The following is a 16,913-nucleotide window of genomic DNA, read 5'->3' as shown; positions in this document are numbered from 1 at the left end:
CATAGCGCCCACGCAGGGCATGTAGCCACACCGCAGGTTTGCCTCGGCAAGGCGCTTTTTCACTGCATCGCGACATCCGGCGCGCGCAGCTTTCGTTCCAGCGGGCAACGGTGCCTCGTCCGGGCCAAGCTGCGACGCAGCAATTCGCCCGCGAATGGCACGGTTGCCCGTTGACGCTGGTCCGAAGCAGATACTAAACTGGACGGTATAGTCCAGCAGGTAAAGGGTCGATGTCACACCTGGAGTTACGCCCCGCGTCGGATCATCAGCAGCGGGTGCTCCAGGCGGCGTGTGCCCTGTTCCTGCGTGACGGCTACCGGGTCAGCATGGGCGCCGTGGCCCGCGAGGCCGGTGTGTCCAAGCAGACCGTGTACGCCCATTTCGAAAACAAGGACACCCTGTTCCACGCCGCCGTCCAACAGCTCGCCCACCCCTTGCATGCGAGTCTTGCACCTGAGAGTCGCGGCCTGGCCGATACCCTGTATGCCTTGGCCCAGGCGCACCACACGTACGTGATGGACCACGAGCACGTGGCGCTGGGCCGGATGTTGATCGCCGAGGCGCCCCGTTTCCCGGCTGCCGCGAAGACCTTCTTCCGCACGGCGATCGGCACGGTCGCCGTGCGGCTGTCGCGTTGCATGGCCGAGGCGATGGACGCAGGCGGCATGCGCCGGGACGACCCGGAGGTGGCCGCCGAGCTGTTCCTGGCCATGCTGCACGGCCTGGAGGGCGACCGGCGGCTCTTCGGGATGCAGGCGCGGGGGCAGGAGGCGCAGGACGACTGGGCGCGACACGCGGTAACCGTATTTATGCACGCGTACGACATCCCCACGGATGACCGGCCGCGAAAGATCAAGAAACCTGGAATAGGAACGGAGTTTTCATGAATCCCCTGCCCCTGCGCACGTCCCTCATGGCCTTCGGCCTGACCGCGGCGCTCGCCGCCTGCCACAAGCAGGAGGCGCCCCAGCAGCCGCCTCCGCCCGAGGTGGGCGTCATCACCGCCCAGCCCCAGGATGTTCCGCTGGTCCAGGACCAGGTCGGCCGCGTCTCGGCCTTCCGCACCGCCGACGTGCGCGCCCGCGTGCCCGGCATCCTGCTGCACCGCCTTTACGACGAAGGCACCGACGTGAAGGCCGGCCAGAAGCTGTTCAAGATCGACCCGCAGCCGCTGACCGCCGAACTCGACGCCCAGCTGGCCGCGCTTTCGTCGGCCAAGGCCGCCGCGGCCAACTACAAGGCCACGGCAGACCGCTCGCGCGGGCTGATCGGCAAGAACTACATCTCGCGCCAGGACCTGGACACCGCCGAGGCCAACGAGCGCACCGGCAACGCCTCGGTGAAGCAGGCCGAGGCCAACGTGCAGTCGGCCCGGATCAACCTCGGCTTCACCGACGTGGTCTCGCCCATCGACGGCCGCGCCGGTCGCCAGCAGGTCACCGAGGGCGCCCTGGTGGGCCAGGGCGACACGACGCTGCTGACCCAGGTCGACCAGATCGACAAGGTCTACGTCAACTTCAACATGTCCGTGGGCGACCTGGACACCATGCGCGGCGCCGCCGCCAAGGGCAATGTCACCCTGAGCGACACCGACAAGTCCACGGTCAGCATCCAGCTGCCCGACGGCAGCGACTTCGGCGAGCAGGGCACCATGGATTTCTCCTCCGCCACGGTGAACCCGCAGACCGGTACGGTCGACCTCCGCGCGTTGCTCACCAACACGGGCACGCGCCTGCTGCCGGGACAGTTCGTGACGGTGAAGGCCAACCTGGGCAGCCTGCACAACGTCTACCTGGTGCCCCAGGCCGCCGTGCTGCGTGACGCCAACTCGGCCTACGTGCTGGTGGTGGACAAGGCCACCAGCAAGGACCAGGCCGGCAAGGAGCAGACCATCGACTCCGCCGCCGTTCGCCGTCCCATCCAGACCGACCGCATCGCGGGCGGCAACTGGGTGGTCACCGGCGGTCTCAAGCCGGGTGACAAGATCATCGTGCAGGGCGTGCCCAAGGCCAAGGAGAACGCGCCCGTCAAGGCGTCTCCTGCCCAGCCGGCCGCCGATCCGGCGAAGGCCGGCTCGTCCGCCGCGCCGGCCGGTCAGCAGTAAGGGAGTTTCGTCATGCCGAGTTTCTTCATCGACCGCCCCATCTTCGCGTGGGTGCTGGCGATCCTGATCAGCCTTTGCGGCACGATCTCCCTGCTCAACATGGGCATCGAGTCGTATCCCAACATCGCTCCGCCGCAGGTCACCGTTACGGCGACCTACCCGGGTGCGAGCGCGGATACGACCGAAAAAACCGTGACGCAGGTGATCGAGCAGCAGCTGACGGGTATCGACCACCTGATCTACTTCAGCTCGCAGTCCAGCTCGTCGGGCCAGGCCACGATCACGCTGACCTTCGACACCGGTACCGACCCCGACATCGCTCAGGTGCAGGTGCAGAACAAGGTGTCGCTGGCCACGCCGCGCCTGCCTTCGGAGGTGACCCAGCAGGGCGTCGTGGTGGCGAAGGCCAACCCCGACTTCCTGATGTTCATCGCGCTCACCTCGTCCAACAAGGCGATCGACAGCAACGCGCTCACCGACCTGGTGTCCTCGCGCGTGCTCGACCAGGTGGCGCGTCTGCCCGGCGTGGGTAGCACCCGCCAGCTGGGCGCCGAGTACGGCATGCGCGTCTGGCTCAATCCGGACAAGCTGCGCGGCTACGGCCTCTCCGCCACCGACCTGCGCACCGCCCTGTCGGCCCAGAACGTGCAGTTCGCCGCGGGCTCGCTGGGTACCGACCCGGCTACCAACGGCCAGGGCTTCAGTGCCACGGTGTCCGCCGAAGGCCGCTTCACCTCGGCCGAGGAGTTCTCCAACGTCATCCTGCGCGCCAACAACGACGGCACCGTGGTTCGCCTGAAGGACGTGGCGCGCGTCGAGCTGGGGCCGCAGAACTACGGCTTCGCCACCGAGTACAACGGCGTGCCCACCGGTGCCTTCGGTGTGCAGCTGCTGCCCGGCGCCAACGCGCTGGACGTGGCCAATTCCGTCCGCTCCAAGATGGATGAGCTGGCCAAGAGCTTCCCGGATGGCGTGACCTGGTTCGCCCCGTACGAGTCCACCAAGTTCGTGGTGATCTCGATCGAGGAAGTGGCGCACACGCTGGTGGAGGCGATCATCCTCGTCTTCCTGGTGATGCTGATCTTCCTGCAGAACTTCCGCGCCACCATCATCCCCACGCTGGTCATCCCGGTGGCCCTGCTGGGTACGTTCATCGGCCTGGCGCCGCTGGGCTTCACCATCAACCAGCTCACCCTGTTCGGCATGGTGCTGGCCATCGGCATCGTGGTCGACGACGCCATCGTGGTCATCGAGAACGTCGAGCGCATCATGTCGGAGGAACACCTGCCTCCGAAGGAAGCCACGCGCAAGGCGATGGGCCAGATCACCGGCGCCATCGTGGCGATCACCGTGGTACTGGCGGCGGTGTTCATCCCGTCCGCGCTGCAGCCGGGTGCCTCGGGCATCATCTACAAGCAGTTCGCACTGACCATCGCCGTGTCCATGGGCTTCTCGGCGTTCCTCGCCGTGACCTTCACGCCGGCCCTGTGCGCCACCCTGCTCAAGCACGAACCGGAAAAGCGGAAGAACGTCGTCTACCGCAAGTTCAACCAGATGTTCGACTGGACCACGCACAAGTACGGCGGTCATATCGACTCGGCCGTGCGCCATGGTCCACGCTGGATGATCGTGTTCGTGGCCGTCGCCGTACTCACGGGCTTCCTGTATACACGGCTGCCGTCCAGTTTCGTGCCGGACGAGGACCAGGGCTATGCGCTGGCCATCGTGCAGTTGCCGCCGGGCGCCAGCCTGGCCCGCACGCAGAAGGTGCAGGAGCAGATCCGCGGCATCCTGCTGAAGAATCCGGAAGTGGAAGGCGTCTTCCAGATTTCGGGCTTCAGCTTCGTCGGCCAGGGCGAAAACGTGGGCATGGACTTCATTCGCATGAAGGACTGGTCCGATCGCGATATCACCGTGCCCGAGTTCCTGGGCAAGGCCAACGGCCAGATGCAGGGCGTGCGCGATGCCACGGTGTTCGTGGTCAACCTGCCGACCATCCGCGGCCTGTCGCAGTTCGGCGGCGTGGACATGTACCTGCAGGCCCGCTCCGGCCAGGAACGCGCCGAGCTGACCCAGGCGCGCAACCAGTTGCTCGGCGCCGCGGCGCAGGACAAGTCGCTGGTGGGTGTGCGTCCCAACACGCTCGAGGATGCTCCGCTGCTGCAGCTGAAGGTCGACCGGACCCAGGCGCAGACCATGGGCCTGTCGGTCAGTGACATCTATACCGCCATCCAGCTCACCCTGGCGCCGGTGTACATCAACGACTTCCAGTACGGCGGACGCGTGAAGCGCGTGATGATGCAGGCCGATGCCCCGTACCGCATGGGCACGGATGCGTTCGCGCACATCTTCACGCCGAGCACGCTCGCCGCCTCCAGCGCCAGCGGTTCCACGAGCACCACGTCCAGCGTGGCCAGCGCGTCCACCGCCACGGACAGCAGCATGATCCCGCTGTCCACCGTGGTGCATTCGGACTGGACCATGGCGGCCCCGACCCTCACCCGTTACAACGGCTACTCGGCGGTGGAAATCGTGGGCAACAATGCGCCGGGCACGTCCACGGGCCAGGCCATGAGCACGATGGAGAGCATCGTCAACGACAAGCTGGGCAAGGGCTTCGGCTTCGACTGGACCGGCACCTCCTACCAGGAAGTGCTGGCGGGTAACTCGGCCACGGCGCTGATGGTGCTGTCCATCGTCATCGTGTTCCTGTGCCTTGCCGCGCTGTACGAGAGCTGGTCGATCCCGGTGGCGGTGCTGCTGGTGGTGCCGCTGGGCCTGCTGGGCGTGGTGGTGTTCTCCATGCTGCGCGGCCTGCCGAACGACATCTTCTTCAAGATCGGCATGATCACCGTCATCGGCCTGGCCGCGAAGAACGCGATCCTGATCGTGGAATTCGCGGTGGAACAGCAGCAGGCAGGCAAGACACTGCGCGACAGCGTGGTCGAAGCCGCCCGCCTGCGACTGCGCCCCATCCTGATGACCTCCATGGCCTTCATCCTCGGCGTGCTGCCGCTGGCGATCTCCACGGGTGCGGGCGCGAATTCCCGCCACGCCATCGGTACCGGCGTGATCGGCGGCATGCTGTTCGCCACGATCCTCGGCCTGCTGCTCATCCCGGTGTTCTACACCTCGGTGCGCCGCATGCTGGGCGACAAGCTGGACGAGGTGTCGCACAACATGCCGCATGTCGGCCATGACGGCGATCACGATCCGGACGGTGGCGACCACGGCGGCAACGGTGGTGGCAACGGCCCGAACGGCCCGACCAACCTCCACCCGCATGCCCCCAACGTCGGTGATGTCCGGGCGTTCGACTCGGACCCCCGACGCGGCACCGACCGACCGTAACCCCCGGTCGATTGCAAACGAAAAAGCCCGGCATGCCGGGCTTTTTCTTTATCTGCGGATGATCCCGTCGGCTACCTTTCCGTATCGTCCATGCATCCGTGTCGGTCACGCTTCACGTAGGAGCGCACGATGTGCGCGATGTGCGCGATCCGGAAAACCGAACGCTTACCGCAACCCCGTCTCCGCCCGCGCAATCACCAGCCGCTGGATCTCGCTCGTGCCCTCGTAGATCTCGGTGATCTTCGCATCGCGGAAGTACCGCTCCAGCGGCATCTCTTTCGAATAGCCCATGCCACCGTGGATCTGCACGGCCTGGTGGGTGATCCACATCGCCGATTCCGACGCCACCAGCTTGGCCATCGAGGCCTCGGTGCCGAAGCGGCCACCGTTCTTGTCGGTCTGGGCCTTGGTCCAGGCTGCCCGCAGCGTGAGCAGCAGCGAGGTGTCCAGCTTGCACTTCATGTCGGCGATCTTGGACTGGGTCATCTGGAACGTGCCGATGGGCTGGCCGAACGCCTTGCGGTCGCGCGACCACTGCAACGTGGCCTCATAGGCGGCGCGGGAAATACCCACCGCCTGCGACGCGATGCCGATGCGGCCGGCGTCCAGCACGCCCATGGCGATACCGAAGCCCTTGCCTTCCGCACCCAGCATGTCTTCCTGCGGGCAGATGTAGTCGTGGAACTCGATCTCGCAGGTGGCCGAGGCACGGATGCCCAGCTTCGGCTCGGTCTTGCCGGCGAGGAAGCCCGGGCGCTGGGTGTCGATGACGAAGGCGGACACGCCGCGGGCGCCCATGCCCGGCGTGGTGACCGCGAACAGCACGATGTAGCGCGCCACGGGGCCGGAGGTGATCCAGCTCTTCTTGCCGTTGATGATCCAGTCGCCCTCGGCGTTCTTCACGGCGCGCGTGTGCATGTTGGAGGCGTCGGAGCCCGATTGCGGCTCCGTCAGCGCATAGGCGCCGATGGCCTCGCCCGAAGCGATGGCGCGAACGTACTTCTGCTTCTGTTCTTCCGTGCCGTTCTTCAGGATGCCGTTGCAGAACAGCGAATTGTTCACCGACATGATGGTGGACGTCGCGGCGTCAGCCGCGGCGATCTCCACCATGGCCAGCACGTAGGACACCGGGTCCATGCCCGCGCCGCCGTATTCCTCCGGCACCTCGATACCCATCAGGCCCAGCTGGCCCATCTCCCGGATGTTCTCCAGCGGAAACTCACCCTTGGCGTCCAGCTCGGCGGCGACGGGGACGATGCGCTTCTGGGCGAAGTCGCGGGCAATGGACTGGATCGACAGCTGGTCGTCGGTAAAGCGAAAATCCATGGGGCTTCCTCGCGCCGGCCTTCACGGGCGGCAGATCGTGGGGGTGGAGGTGGTAATCCGGTCATTCTAACGGTCGTTCGAGCGGTTGCCGCCCTGCACTGCAACATGTGGCCTTGACGCTGGCCGGGTCGGGCCCCATCCTTACGCATCTTTCTATCGCGATATAAGGATGCAGGATGGACCTGTCGACGGCCTCCACGGTGCTGCGACTGCTGGCCGACCCGACGCGCGTCCGCCTGCTCGCCCTGCTGGACCGCGAGGAACTGACGGTGGCCGAACTGGCTGCGGTGCTGCACCTGGCCCAGCCACGCGTGTCCACGCACCTGGCCAAGCTGAAAGAAGCAGAGCTGGTGCGCGATCGCCGCGCCGGCGTCTCGGCCTACTACCGGGCCAACGCCGAAGCCGATCCCACCCTGGCGGCGCTGGTTGCCTCGTTGCGCGACACCCTGAGCGACGCCCTGCTGCGTGAAGACGCGGAACGATTGCCCGCCGTGCTGGCGCAACGCGCGCGTGCCGAAGGCTGGGCCGATACCGTGGCCGGCGACATGGAGCGCCATTACTCACCCGGGCGCACCTGGGAAACCCTGGCCCGCTCGCTGCTGCAGCTGCTGGCCACCGGGGATGTGCTGGACATCGCCTCCGGTGACGGCGTCACCGCGGAGTTGCTGGCCCCACACGCCCATTCCATCGTCTGCGTCGACAGCTCCGACCGCGTGGTGGAGGCGGCGCGCCAGCGCCTGAGCACGTTCGGCAACGTGGACGTACGCACCGGCGACATGCACGCGCTGGACCTGGCCGACGAGCATTTCGACCTGGCCCTGCTGCTGCACGCCCTCACCTATTCCGAACGCCCCGACGCGGTATTCGCGGAAGTGACCCGTGTGCTCAAGCCCGGCGGGCGCGTGCTGGCCTCCACGCTGGGCGAGCACGATCACCGCGCCGTGGTGGAGCCGTTCGATCACCGCAACCTGGGCTTCACCTGCGAATCGCTCACCGCGCTGGCCCTCGGTGCCGGCCTGGAAGTGGTCAGCTGCGAGCGCCTGAGCCGCGAGCGCCGCGCGCCGCATTTCGAAGTCATCAGCCTGCTCGCCCGCAAGCCCGATACCCGGAGAACCGCATGAGCGCACTGCCCTGGCTGCACCCCGACCGCGTTGCCCTGATCCACAAGGGGCTGGCCGAACGCATCATGATCCTCGACGGTGGCATGGGCACCATGCTGCAGGGCCATCGGCTGGACGAAGCGGGCTATCGCGGCGACCGCTTCGCCGACGGCCTGGACAGCGCGCATACGCACCACCATGACCACCCCGGCGAGTGCGACCTGAAGGGCAACAACGACCTGCTCTTGCTGACCCAGCCGGAGATCATCCGCGGCGTGCACATGGCTTACCTGGAGGCCGGTGCGGACTTCGTCGAGACCAACACGTTCAACGCCACGCGGGTCAGCCAGGCCGATTACCACTTGGAGCACCTCGTGCCGGAGCTGAACCGCGAAGGCGCCCGCATCGCCCGCGAGGCCTGCGACGCCATGACAGCGCGCACCCCGGACCGGCCGCGCTTCGTCATCGGCGTGCTCGGCCCCACCAGTCGCACGGCGTCCATCTCGCCGGACGTGAACGACCCGGGTTTCCGCAACATCGACTTCGATTCGCTGAAGGCGAACTATGTCGAGGCCGCGCGCGCACTGATCGAAGGCGGCGCCGACACCATCATGGTCGAGACCATCTTCGACACACTCAATGCGAAGGCAGCGCTGTTCGCCCTGAGCGAACTGTTCGACGAACTCGGCGCCCGATTGCCCGTGATGATCTCCGGCACCATCACCGACCGCTCCGGCCGCACGCTGTCGGGCCAGACCGCCGAGGCTTTCTTCTACTCGGTGGAACATATCCAGCCGTTGTCGGTCGGCCTAAATTGCGCACTGGGCGCGGAGGACCTGCGCCCGCACGTGCAGATGCTGTCGCGTATCGCCGGTAGCGCCATCAGCACGCATCCTAATGCAGGCCTGCCCAACGCTTTCGGTGAGTACGACGAAAGCCCCGAAACCATGGCCGAGACCATCCGCGGCTTTGCCGAGGAAGGCCTGATCAACATCGTGGGCGGCTGTTGCGGCACCACGCCGGCACATATCGCTGCCATCGCCGCCGCGGTCGCGCCATATCCGCCGCGCCAGACCAGGGACATCGCGCAAGCCGCATGAGCATCCGATACACCCGCCTCTCCGGCCTCGAGCCGCTGGTCCTCACCCCGGACCTGAACTTCATCAATGTCGGTGAACGGACCAATGTCACCGGCTCGGCGCAGTTCCGCAAGCTGATCAAGGAAGGCCGCTACGAAGAAGCGGTGGACGTCGCGCGCCAGCAGGTGGAAAACGGCGCGCAGATCATCGACATCAACATGGACGAGGGCCTGATCGATTCCGAAGCGGCGATGACGCGCTTCGTCAACCTGATCTCGTCCGAGCCCGACATCGCGCGCGTGCCGATCATGGTCGACTCCTCCAAGTGGAGCGTGATCGAGGCCGGCCTGCGCTGCATGCAGGGCAAGGGCATCGTCAACTCCATCTCGATGAAGGAAGGCGAGGCGCCGTTCCTGCAGCAGGCACGCAAGGTGCGCCAGTACGGCGCGGCGGTAGTCGTGATGGCCTTCGATGAAGTGGGCCAGGCCGACACGAAAGAGCGCAAGGTAGAGATCTGCTCGCGCGCGTTCGAGCTGCTGGTGAACGAATTGAACTTCCCCCCGGAAGACATCATCTTCGATCCCAACATCTTCGCCATCGCCACGGGCATCGAGGAACACAACAACTACGCCGTGGATTTCATCGAGGCCACGCGGGAGCTGAAACGGCGATTCCCGTCGTCGCACATCTCCGGCGGCGTCTCCAATGTGTCGTTCTCGTTCCGCGGCAACAACCCGGTGCGTGAGGCAATCCACTCCGTGTTCCTGTACCACGCCATCGCGGCGGGCATGGACATGGGCATCGTCAATGCCGGCGGTTTGTCCATCTACGACGACCTGCCCGAAGAGCTGCGCGAGTGTGTCGAGGACGTGGTGCTCAACCGCCGAGACGACGCCACCGAGCGCCTGCTGGAAGTGGCCGACCGCTACAAGGGCGGCAAGGCCGAGGCCGTGGTGGAAACCGCGGCATGGCGCGAAAAACCCGTGATCGAGCGCCTCACCCATGCCCTGGTGCACGGCATCGACCAGTACGTGGTGGAAGACACCGAAGAGGCGCGCCAGCTGTCCACGCGTCCGCTCGATGTCATCGAGGGCCCCCTGATGACCGGCATGAACGTGGTCGGCGACCTGTTCGGCGCGGGCAAGATGTTCCTGCCGCAGGTGGTCAAGTCCGCGCGCGTGATGAAACGCGCCGTGGCCCACCTGATTCCCTTCATCGAGGAAGAGAAGAAGCTCTCCGGCAACGTCACCAGGAACAACGGCAAGATCATCATGGCGACGGTCAAGGGCGATGTGCACGACATCGGCAAGAACATCGTCGGCGTGGTGCTCCAGTGCAACAACTTCGAGGTGATCGACCTCGGCGTGATGGTGCCGACGCAGAAGATCCTCGACGTGGCCCGCGCCGAGAACGCCGACATCATCGGCCTTTCCGGCCTCATCACGCCCTCGCTGGAAGAGATGAGCCAGGTCGCCCGCGAAATGCAGCGACAGGATTTCCACGTGCCGCTGATGATCGGCGGTGCGACCACCTCGCGCGCGCATACGGCGCTGCGCATCGAGCCGCACTACAAGTCGCCCACGGTATGGGTGAAGGACGCCTCGCGCGCCGTTGGCGTGGCGCAGTCGCTGGTCAGCAAGGACCTGGTCGACGACTTCATGCTGAAGGTGCGCGCGGAGTATGCCGAGGTGCGCGAGCGCCACAAGGGCCGTGGCACCGGCAAGCACCTGGTGCCGCTGACCAAGGCGCGGGCGCAGCGTTACCAGGGCGATTGGGCCGCATACACGCCGCCCGAGCCGCGCCAGCCGGGCATCACTGTGTTCGACGATTACGACCTGGCGGAACTGCGTCGCTACGTCGACTGGTCGCCCTTCTTCAACGCCTGGGAGCTGGCCGGTAAATTCCCGGCGATACTCACCGACGAGGTGGTCGGCACGCAGGCCTCGGAGCTGTATGCCGACGCGCAGGCCATGCTGGACCGGCTGATCGCGGAGAAGTGGCTGACCGCCAAGGGCGTGATCGGCTTCTGGCCCGCGGCCCAGGTGGGCGACAGCATCGAGGTGTACGCCGAGCCCGGCACGGGCAAGCGCAAGCCGATGGCCATGTTGCACCACCTGCGCCAGCAGGTGGACAAGCCCGTGGAGCGGCCGGACTTCTGCCTGGCCGACTTCATCGCGCCGAAGGACAGCGGCGTGCAGGACTGGGTGGGTGGCTTCGCGGTCACCGCCGGCATCGGCATCGATGAGCACGTGGCGCGCTTCGAGGCAGACCACGACGATTATTCGTCGATCCTGCTCAAGGCCCTGGCCGACCGCCTGGCCGAGGCGTTCGCCGAGCGCCTGCACGAGCGCGTCCGCAAGGAGTTCTGGGGCTACCAGCCGCAGGAGTCGCTGGACAACGATTCGCTGATCGCCGAGGCCTATCGCGGCATCCGTCCGGCGCCGGGCTATCCTGCCTGCCCCGAGCACAGCGAGAAGCGCACCCTGTTCGACCTGCTCGATGCCACCACGCACACCACGGTGCAGCTCACCGACAACTTCGCCATGTACCCCACGGCGGCGGTATCCGGCTGGTATTTCTCACACCCGGACAGCCAGTATTTCGTGGTGGGCCGCATGACCCGCGAACAGGTGGACGACTATGCCCGCCGCAAGGGCTGGGAGCGGACCGAAGCCGAGCGCTGGCTGGCCCCCTACCTGGACTACGACCCGGACTGAACCGGGTCAGCTCTCTTCCGGGCCGCCCGGCTGCACCTGTTCCTTCGCGTTGCGATGCTTCAGGTGAGCGAACACGTTGTAGAACGACACCAGCATCGGGAAGGCGGTCTGGATGATGCCCACCGAGTCGTTCTTGCCCCAGATGAAATACGCCAGGGTAAGGACGCTGCCGCAGACCGAGAGGTACCAGAACGACATCGGCACGGTCACCTGCTTGTTCTTCTTCGTGGCATAGAACTGCACGAACCAGCGCGCGGTGAACAGGATGGTGCCAAGGAGGCCGATCAGCTTCCAGGGCGTGAGGGTCAGCATGTAAAGGTCGGCGAGCGCTTGGTGCATGGCGGTATCCGGGGGGCGGCGACCGGCGCATTGTACCGGCGGGGAGCGGAGGGGAAACCAAAAGAAAACCCGGCGCTAGGCCGGGTTTTCAGGGTATCGAGTGGTGGGCGGTACAAGGATCGAACTTGTGACACCTGCCGTGTGAAGGCAGTGCTCTACCGCTGAGCTAACCGCCCATCGAGCGGGGCATTCTACGAGACGCCCTGCCCACCGTCAATCCTCCGACCGACTCAATTCAGGATCTCTCGCCAGTTGGCACGGGTCACACCATTAGTCGCACTGCCACTTTGCATGTTCGCTGTAGCCGGCAGGCCCGAGGTCTGGCCGTAGAGAAGTACGAACTCACCCGTTGGGAGCTGTACGGCCTGAAGGTTCGTGATGGCGCTGTCCGTCGGGATAAACGTCCTCGGCTTGCCGTCCGAACCCAAGAGATTGCTCAAGCCGGAGGCGAAGGTCGATGAATAGACCGCACCCTTGAGCGAACACGGATCGGTCGTAGGGATAAGGGTGCCCCAGTTGATGGCAAAGATTCCCGCCACGGCATCCGGGTCGACGACAATGCGTTCGGTCGCACCGCCCGTGCCCGCCGCCTTGCCCGAGAGGTCGTAGAACCAACCACTACTGCTGTCCTGAAGATTCAGGTTGGTGTTCAGATCGTTCTTCGCCAACATTGCACGAGTGATCGGCGTCACCGCCGTGCTTGGTGCAGCGCCCGAACCGTCGCGCAATGCGTACATCGATTGCACCTGTGTATCGGTAAGATCGCTCGTATCGAGGAATTTACCGGTACCCACGAACACCCAGCGACGCGTATCCACGCCGGATGCCGAGAAGTCGGTTTCAATACGCGGCGCCGTAGTGATGGGCTGCGCGACACCGGAGCTATCCTTGAGCGTGGCAAGAACAACCGGCGCAGGATAGCTACCGTCTCCGCTCATGGAAAGATCGAAACGCCATACATTGCCCTGCAGATCGCCTGCATAGACCTGCTCGATCGTGTTGTCCGAGATGTCCTGCGTGAACGCAGAGGGCCTGGCCAACCCAATCGGCGAGGTCGTACTACCGATCGTCGTGTTCATCGTCTCAAGCAACAGACCGGTCTTCGCATTGAGAATGAAAAGATAACCCTTGCCATCCGCATTGTTGTAACCCGACGTCACCAGCACCACCCAACCGTACTTGCGTGTCTTCACCACCAACGGGCGCGCATAGGTGTAGCCAAGATTGGGATCAGTGAATTCCCAAAGCACCTTGCTCTTTATATCGCCCATGGAGGGCCCAGCATTACCGATGACTGACGGCACCTGCGTCACATCGAGAGCATACAAACCCTTACCCCCCTTACCCACGCCGCCGACGAGCAGCGTGCGCCAGTCCGGCGTGGTACCTCGGGTGCCTTGCTTGGCCGACGTGGTGGACGTCCAAGCAAAGTCGACATCTGCTACCTGCGGCGTCTGATCGACATAGAAGTGGTGGGAGTAAGCATTGGCCGTCACGCCTTTCAGATTGCTGAGCGCAGCCAGACCGTCGACATCGGCATTGCTCGGACCATTGAACAGGAAAGAGGGCACATATGCCCAAAGCTCCTGTCCACCGCCACCGAACGTGACGCCTGTAGGCGTCGACGAAAAATCCGCAGCGAATGCGTGCATCATGCCGTCGTTGGCACCCACGTAGGTAACCGGCGCACGATTGGCGACCGATGCGACAAAAGCTCGATAACCGGGATTGGACGAATCGACGTATTGATTACTCAGCGCCGCCTGCACCAACGTCGCCTGTGAGTTGACGATGTCACCGAGCAGACCGCTGCGAACTCGAAACTTGGTCCCTTCATTGCTGCGGTCACCGCGAAGATAGTCGAGAAGGCTGGAATCATTGCGCAAGGCCGTCTTTTGACCATTCGACAAATCGCTCCAGGTGAAGGAGACGCCAGCACCAGCCTTCATCGTCGCGATACGACGAAGATCGCGCCACCCCTTCACCGTTCCGTCCGAACTCACGTAGCTCGACATCAACAAGAGCTGGCCTGCGGCACTCCACTGGTTGCCATTGGCGACCGGTGAAACATTGGCTCCAACAGCAGCGGAAGCAACGTAGCCATTGACGTCGCCTGTCCAGACGCCGGGCAAATAGCTGGTGTTGTAGGTAGGAAAGCCCGCCTGCGGTGAATTATAGGGCGCCGTATTGGCGGCAACATTGGAAAGCACGCGCGTAGGCGAGACGCTCGGACCTGCGGCGCTCAGCGACTTTGTTGAAGAAACATTGCTGAAGATCGACGCCAAGCCGGCCACGATCAGGTCTGGCCGATTACCGATAAAGTAATTGTCAGGGCGCAGATCCTTGGCGTCCTGAGTGGACGTATTGGTGTGCCAGGTTAAAAAATTTGCGGGGCGCCCGTCGCCGTTGATGTCGTTGAAGCCGCCATATTTGGCTGCGAGCCAGTACATGTTTGGGCCGTGGTTCCCAGCAGCACTGGCCAGGCTAAAAATCTCGTTCTTCGTCGCGCCAGAGTAGGTCGTAGGTTCCATAACGTCGACCACGTATGTATCTACCGTCTGCTTACCGGTAAATGTGCCGTCGGTGCGAATATCCTGCGTATGTGCGAAGTACGCCAGGCCCGCCATGTTATAGGTGGAATCAGTGCCGGCACCCGGCTCGGCAATTGAGGCCAGAGCAGTGGTTCCCTGCAATTGAGCCATCGTCTTGCTGGCAGCCGTACTGGTTGAAGGATCTGCTTCGATAAGCGGCAGATTGCCTAGTGCATTGACGTACTTCCCGGCGTCGGCACCATTGACCACGGGAAGCGTGGTGCGATTGACGGTACCGCAAGTGCCGCTATTACCGATGGCGCCTGTAGAAGTAGGAACACCCGAATCGCAATGCGTGTGGGAGTCACCGATCATCAGGATCGCATTACTCTGGCACGTATATGCCATGGGATCGTTCGTATCCCATACCCCGCTTGAATCCGGCCGACCCTTGAAAACAGGAAATGTCGTATCAAGCGAGTTGGCCGATGTAACAGAAGAAGTATAGGCGTCGGCCAGGGGCACATGCATATAGTAAGCAAGCGTCGCCCAATACAGATCGGCGATGGTGTCATATCGCTCGTAGTTGTTCGTGTTACCGAACTTGTTGAGATAATTGATGACGCCGGAATCCGTAGGCGCTGAGCCCGCCGCTGTCAAACCTTCGGTGGACGTCGGGTTGCTATAGAACGTTCCATCGACCGAGCTCCATTCCGCCTTGGTATTAGCCTGCCGCGCACCATTTCCGTTGTAGGTCGTCGGTCCGTTATCGTGCAATAACGCGCGAATCGCACCGTTTGGATAGTCCGCATTGGTCGAAGTGAATTGGTAAGCATACGCTGATGCACCGACGCGTATACGCTCAAAATTCTGCTGAATAAGACCCTCTGGCTTGTAATTACTGCCATAGGCCTTGCAGTTGGCCTCTAGCAGCGTCGGCACGCAAACCTTCACTTGCGCGTTGAAAACCTTCTGCTTCGTGGCATCTTTCTGAGAAAAGTCAGAAGCGGTCGACACTATGAACTGTGTTCCCTGATTGTAAGAGCGAATATACAGCGTCGATTGCCCACTGAGGTCCGAATCACCGACCACTGTCGACGGAGAAACGTTGGATTTCGCGTTGAGCTGACGATCAGGGAAGTTACCCGCACTGCTTTGACTACCCAGCTTCGAGCGCACAAGTACCGTCGTACCGACGGTATCTACGGAACGCGCGCCGCCCGTCAGCGCCTGACGAAACTCGTCCAGGGACGTCATCAGTGACCAGTTGAGCATGTTGCCGCTCCAGTACCCCGTACAGTCCGAGGCGACCTTTACAGGCGTGAAATAGCCATTCAAACCATCGTATGAATAGCACTTTGCATTATCGAAGTAGCCCAGATATCGCATCGCGGGGTAATAGCAAATGCCGCCACCATTGCAGCCGGTGAGGGACTGCACTACGCCATTACTGTCGGTGTAGACGTAAGGAATGCCTTGCGCATCCTTGTAGGCCGCAACGACGGCCGTTGGATACTCAACCGAGAGCGCGAGCATCAGGTTTGCAGGCACATTGGACGCACTGTACAAGGGCAGGTCGGACAGCGACGTGCCACTGGATGTAGCGGCTGAAGCGATGCCACCCACAACAGCGGCGACGACCATGACTGACGCCAGAATACGGCGAAGATCGGAAATGAATCGCTTCGAGGTCTGCATAGCTGTTCCGTAGGGCACACGGCCCGAAGTTTTTCGCAAAGACCGGCAAGCGCCGGATGCCGTCACTACCTGTCTGGCCGACTTCGCACGTTTCGTCCAGGCTCGCGAGTTACCGAAGAATCGTCTGGACGAAGGCCACCGAATTCTTCGCGCTTTCCACCCTTATACTCAACCTGTACGCCGCGGCCGAACCCGTCGTATTGAAGGGGATACCAGGGTCGCTGGTCGTATTGGAACTGGTGCCTCCCGTCAACGCCTTACCGGGAACAATGCATGTCGTAAGGGTTGCCGGACCCGTAGTGGGGCACAGGCGCTCGATCATGTAGTAAACCTTGTTACTCGAAGTCACCGTTGAATCAGAAAGTAAGTGGATCTTCGAATAGTCCGGATCGTAAATTGCCTTGGGCAAGTCGGGCCGGACCTCGGAAGCCGTCTGTACCGATGAGTAATAACCAATGGTCGTATCGTCGTTATCACTTGTCGGGGGCGCATAGACCGCAAGCGACCTGACCGCACCATAGGCGCGCTCAGCCTCTTGCAGCGCGGCCTGTCGAAATGCAAGGGTGCCTGCCACCGAGTTAGACGTATCGACCGAATGCATGAGTGCAACCACAGCAAGCAAGGTCACGATGAGCACAATGAGAGCGATAAGCGTGGCGACCATACCG

General features: G+C 63.5%; 10 protein-coding genes and 1 tRNA gene. 6 read left to right on the top strand and 5 right to left on the bottom strand.

Annotation, left to right across the window (positions count from 1 at the left end):
- Positions 1 to 230: 230 nt before the first annotated feature.
- The 3 genes from AB8808_RS05720 to AB8808_RS05710 are packed head-to-tail and all read left to right on the top strand — an operon-like array spanning position 231 to position 5,455.
- Positions 231 to 887: a TetR/AcrR family transcriptional regulator gene (locus tag AB8808_RS05720; RefSeq protein WP_036143130.1), complete on the top strand. Its 657-nt coding sequence runs from the start codon at positions 231 to 233 to the stop codon at positions 885 to 887.
- Positions 884 to 2,104 (top strand): efflux RND transporter periplasmic adaptor subunit, encoded by a 1,221-nt coding sequence (locus AB8808_RS05715; protein WP_285403146.1) that lies wholly within the window; start codon positions 884 to 886, stop codon positions 2,102 to 2,104. The genes AB8808_RS05720 and AB8808_RS05715 overlap by 4 nt, the downstream gene beginning before the upstream one ends.
- Positions 2,105 to 2,116: 12 nt before the next feature.
- Entirely contained in the window at positions 2,117 to 5,455 is a 3,339-nt protein-coding gene (locus AB8808_RS05710; RefSeq protein ID WP_369927478.1) for a multidrug efflux RND transporter permease subunit, read from the top strand.
- A gap of 165 nt (positions 5,456 to 5,620) precedes the next feature.
- Here AB8808_RS05710 and AB8808_RS05705 read toward each other — a convergent pair whose 3' ends face one another.
- Complete coding sequence (locus AB8808_RS05705; protein ID WP_369927476.1) at positions 5,621 to 6,781, bottom strand: acyl-CoA dehydrogenase family protein; 1,161 nt, start codon at positions 6,779 to 6,781, stop codon at positions 5,621 to 5,623.
- A gap of 176 nt (positions 6,782 to 6,957) precedes the next feature.
- Between AB8808_RS05705 and AB8808_RS05700 the strand changes: the two genes are divergently transcribed.
- From AB8808_RS05700 to metH, 3 genes are read left to right on the top strand one after another with little or no spacing between them, the layout of a single operon-like run.
- Positions 6,958 to 7,902, top strand: a complete 945-nt coding sequence (locus AB8808_RS05700; RefSeq protein ID WP_369927474.1) for an ArsR/SmtB family transcription factor — start codon at positions 6,958 to 6,960, stop codon at positions 7,900 to 7,902.
- On the top strand, positions 7,899 to 8,981 hold the full coding sequence (locus tag AB8808_RS05695; RefSeq protein WP_369927472.1) for a homocysteine S-methyltransferase family protein: 1,083 nt from the start codon (positions 7,899 to 7,901) through the stop codon (positions 8,979 to 8,981). Before AB8808_RS05700 ends, AB8808_RS05695 begins: the two co-directional genes overlap by 4 nt.
- Complete coding sequence (gene metH / locus AB8808_RS05690) at positions 8,978 to 11,677, top strand: methionine synthase (RefSeq protein WP_369927470.1); 2,700 nt, start codon at positions 8,978 to 8,980, stop codon at positions 11,675 to 11,677. Before AB8808_RS05695 ends, metH begins: the two co-directional genes overlap by 4 nt.
- Before the next feature lie 6 nt (positions 11,678 to 11,683).
- Here metH and AB8808_RS05685 read toward each other — a convergent pair whose 3' ends face one another.
- From AB8808_RS05685 to AB8808_RS05670, 4 genes are all read right to left on the bottom strand, one after another.
- Positions 11,684 to 12,016: a lipid-A-disaccharide synthase N-terminal domain-containing protein gene (locus AB8808_RS05685; RefSeq protein ID WP_369927468.1), complete on the bottom strand. Its 333-nt coding sequence runs from the start codon at positions 12,014 to 12,016 to the stop codon at positions 11,684 to 11,686.
- Positions 12,017 to 12,117: 101 nt separating this feature from the next.
- Positions 12,118 to 12,192, bottom strand: a tRNA-Val gene (locus AB8808_RS05680).
- Between the two features lie 54 nt (positions 12,193 to 12,246).
- Positions 12,247 to 16,245 carry a pilus assembly protein gene (locus AB8808_RS05675; protein WP_369927466.1) on the bottom strand — a complete coding sequence of 1,333 codons (3,999 nt, stop codon included), beginning with the start codon at positions 16,243 to 16,245 and terminating at the stop codon, positions 12,247 to 12,249.
- A 109-nt stretch (positions 16,246 to 16,354) separates the two neighbouring features.
- Entirely contained in the window at positions 16,355 to 16,909 is a 555-nt protein-coding gene (locus tag AB8808_RS05670; protein ID WP_369927464.1) for a pilus assembly PilX family protein, read from the bottom strand.
- Between the last annotated feature and the right edge of the window lie 4 nt (positions 16,910 to 16,913).

This window comes from Xanthomonas sp. NCPPB 2632 (genome assembly GCF_041228075.2).
Taxonomy (GTDB): Bacteria; Pseudomonadota; Gammaproteobacteria; order Xanthomonadales; family Rhodanobacteraceae; genus Luteibacter.
This window is presented reverse-complemented; position numbering and strand designations above follow the sequence as displayed.

What these genes read in the sequence shown, in the direction of transcription:
- AB8808_RS05710 (WP_369927478.1), top strand. Translation starts at nt 2,117, where the DNA reads ATGCCGAGTTTCTTCATCGACCGCCCCATCTTCGCGTGGGTGCTGGCG.
- AB8808_RS05675 (WP_369927466.1), bottom strand. Translation starts at nt 16,245, where the DNA reads ATGCAGACCTCGAAGCGATTCATTTCCGATCTTCGCCGTATTCTGGCG.
- AB8808_RS05705 (WP_369927476.1), bottom strand. Translation starts at nt 6,781, where the DNA reads ATGGATTTTCGCTTTACCGACGACCAGCTGTCGATCCAGTCCATTGCC.
- AB8808_RS05695 (WP_369927472.1), top strand. Translation starts at nt 7,899, where the DNA reads ATGAGCGCACTGCCCTGGCTGCACCCCGACCGCGTTGCCCTGATCCAC.
- AB8808_RS05720 (WP_036143130.1), top strand. Translation starts at nt 231, where the DNA reads ATGTCACACCTGGAGTTACGCCCCGCGTCGGATCATCAGCAGCGGGTG.
- metH (WP_369927470.1), top strand. Translation starts at nt 8,978, where the DNA reads ATGAGCATCCGATACACCCGCCTCTCCGGCCTCGAGCCGCTGGTCCTC.
- AB8808_RS05685 (WP_369927468.1), bottom strand. Translation starts at nt 12,016, where the DNA reads ATGCACCAAGCGCTCGCCGACCTTTACATGCTGACCCTCACGCCCTGG.
- AB8808_RS05670 (WP_369927464.1), bottom strand. Translation starts at nt 16,909, where the DNA reads ATGGTCGCCACGCTTATCGCTCTCATTGTGCTCATCGTGACCTTGCTT.
- AB8808_RS05700 (WP_369927474.1), top strand. Translation starts at nt 6,958, where the DNA reads ATGGACCTGTCGACGGCCTCCACGGTGCTGCGACTGCTGGCCGACCCG.
- AB8808_RS05715 (WP_285403146.1), top strand. Translation starts at nt 884, where the DNA reads ATGAATCCCCTGCCCCTGCGCACGTCCCTCATGGCCTTCGGCCTGACC.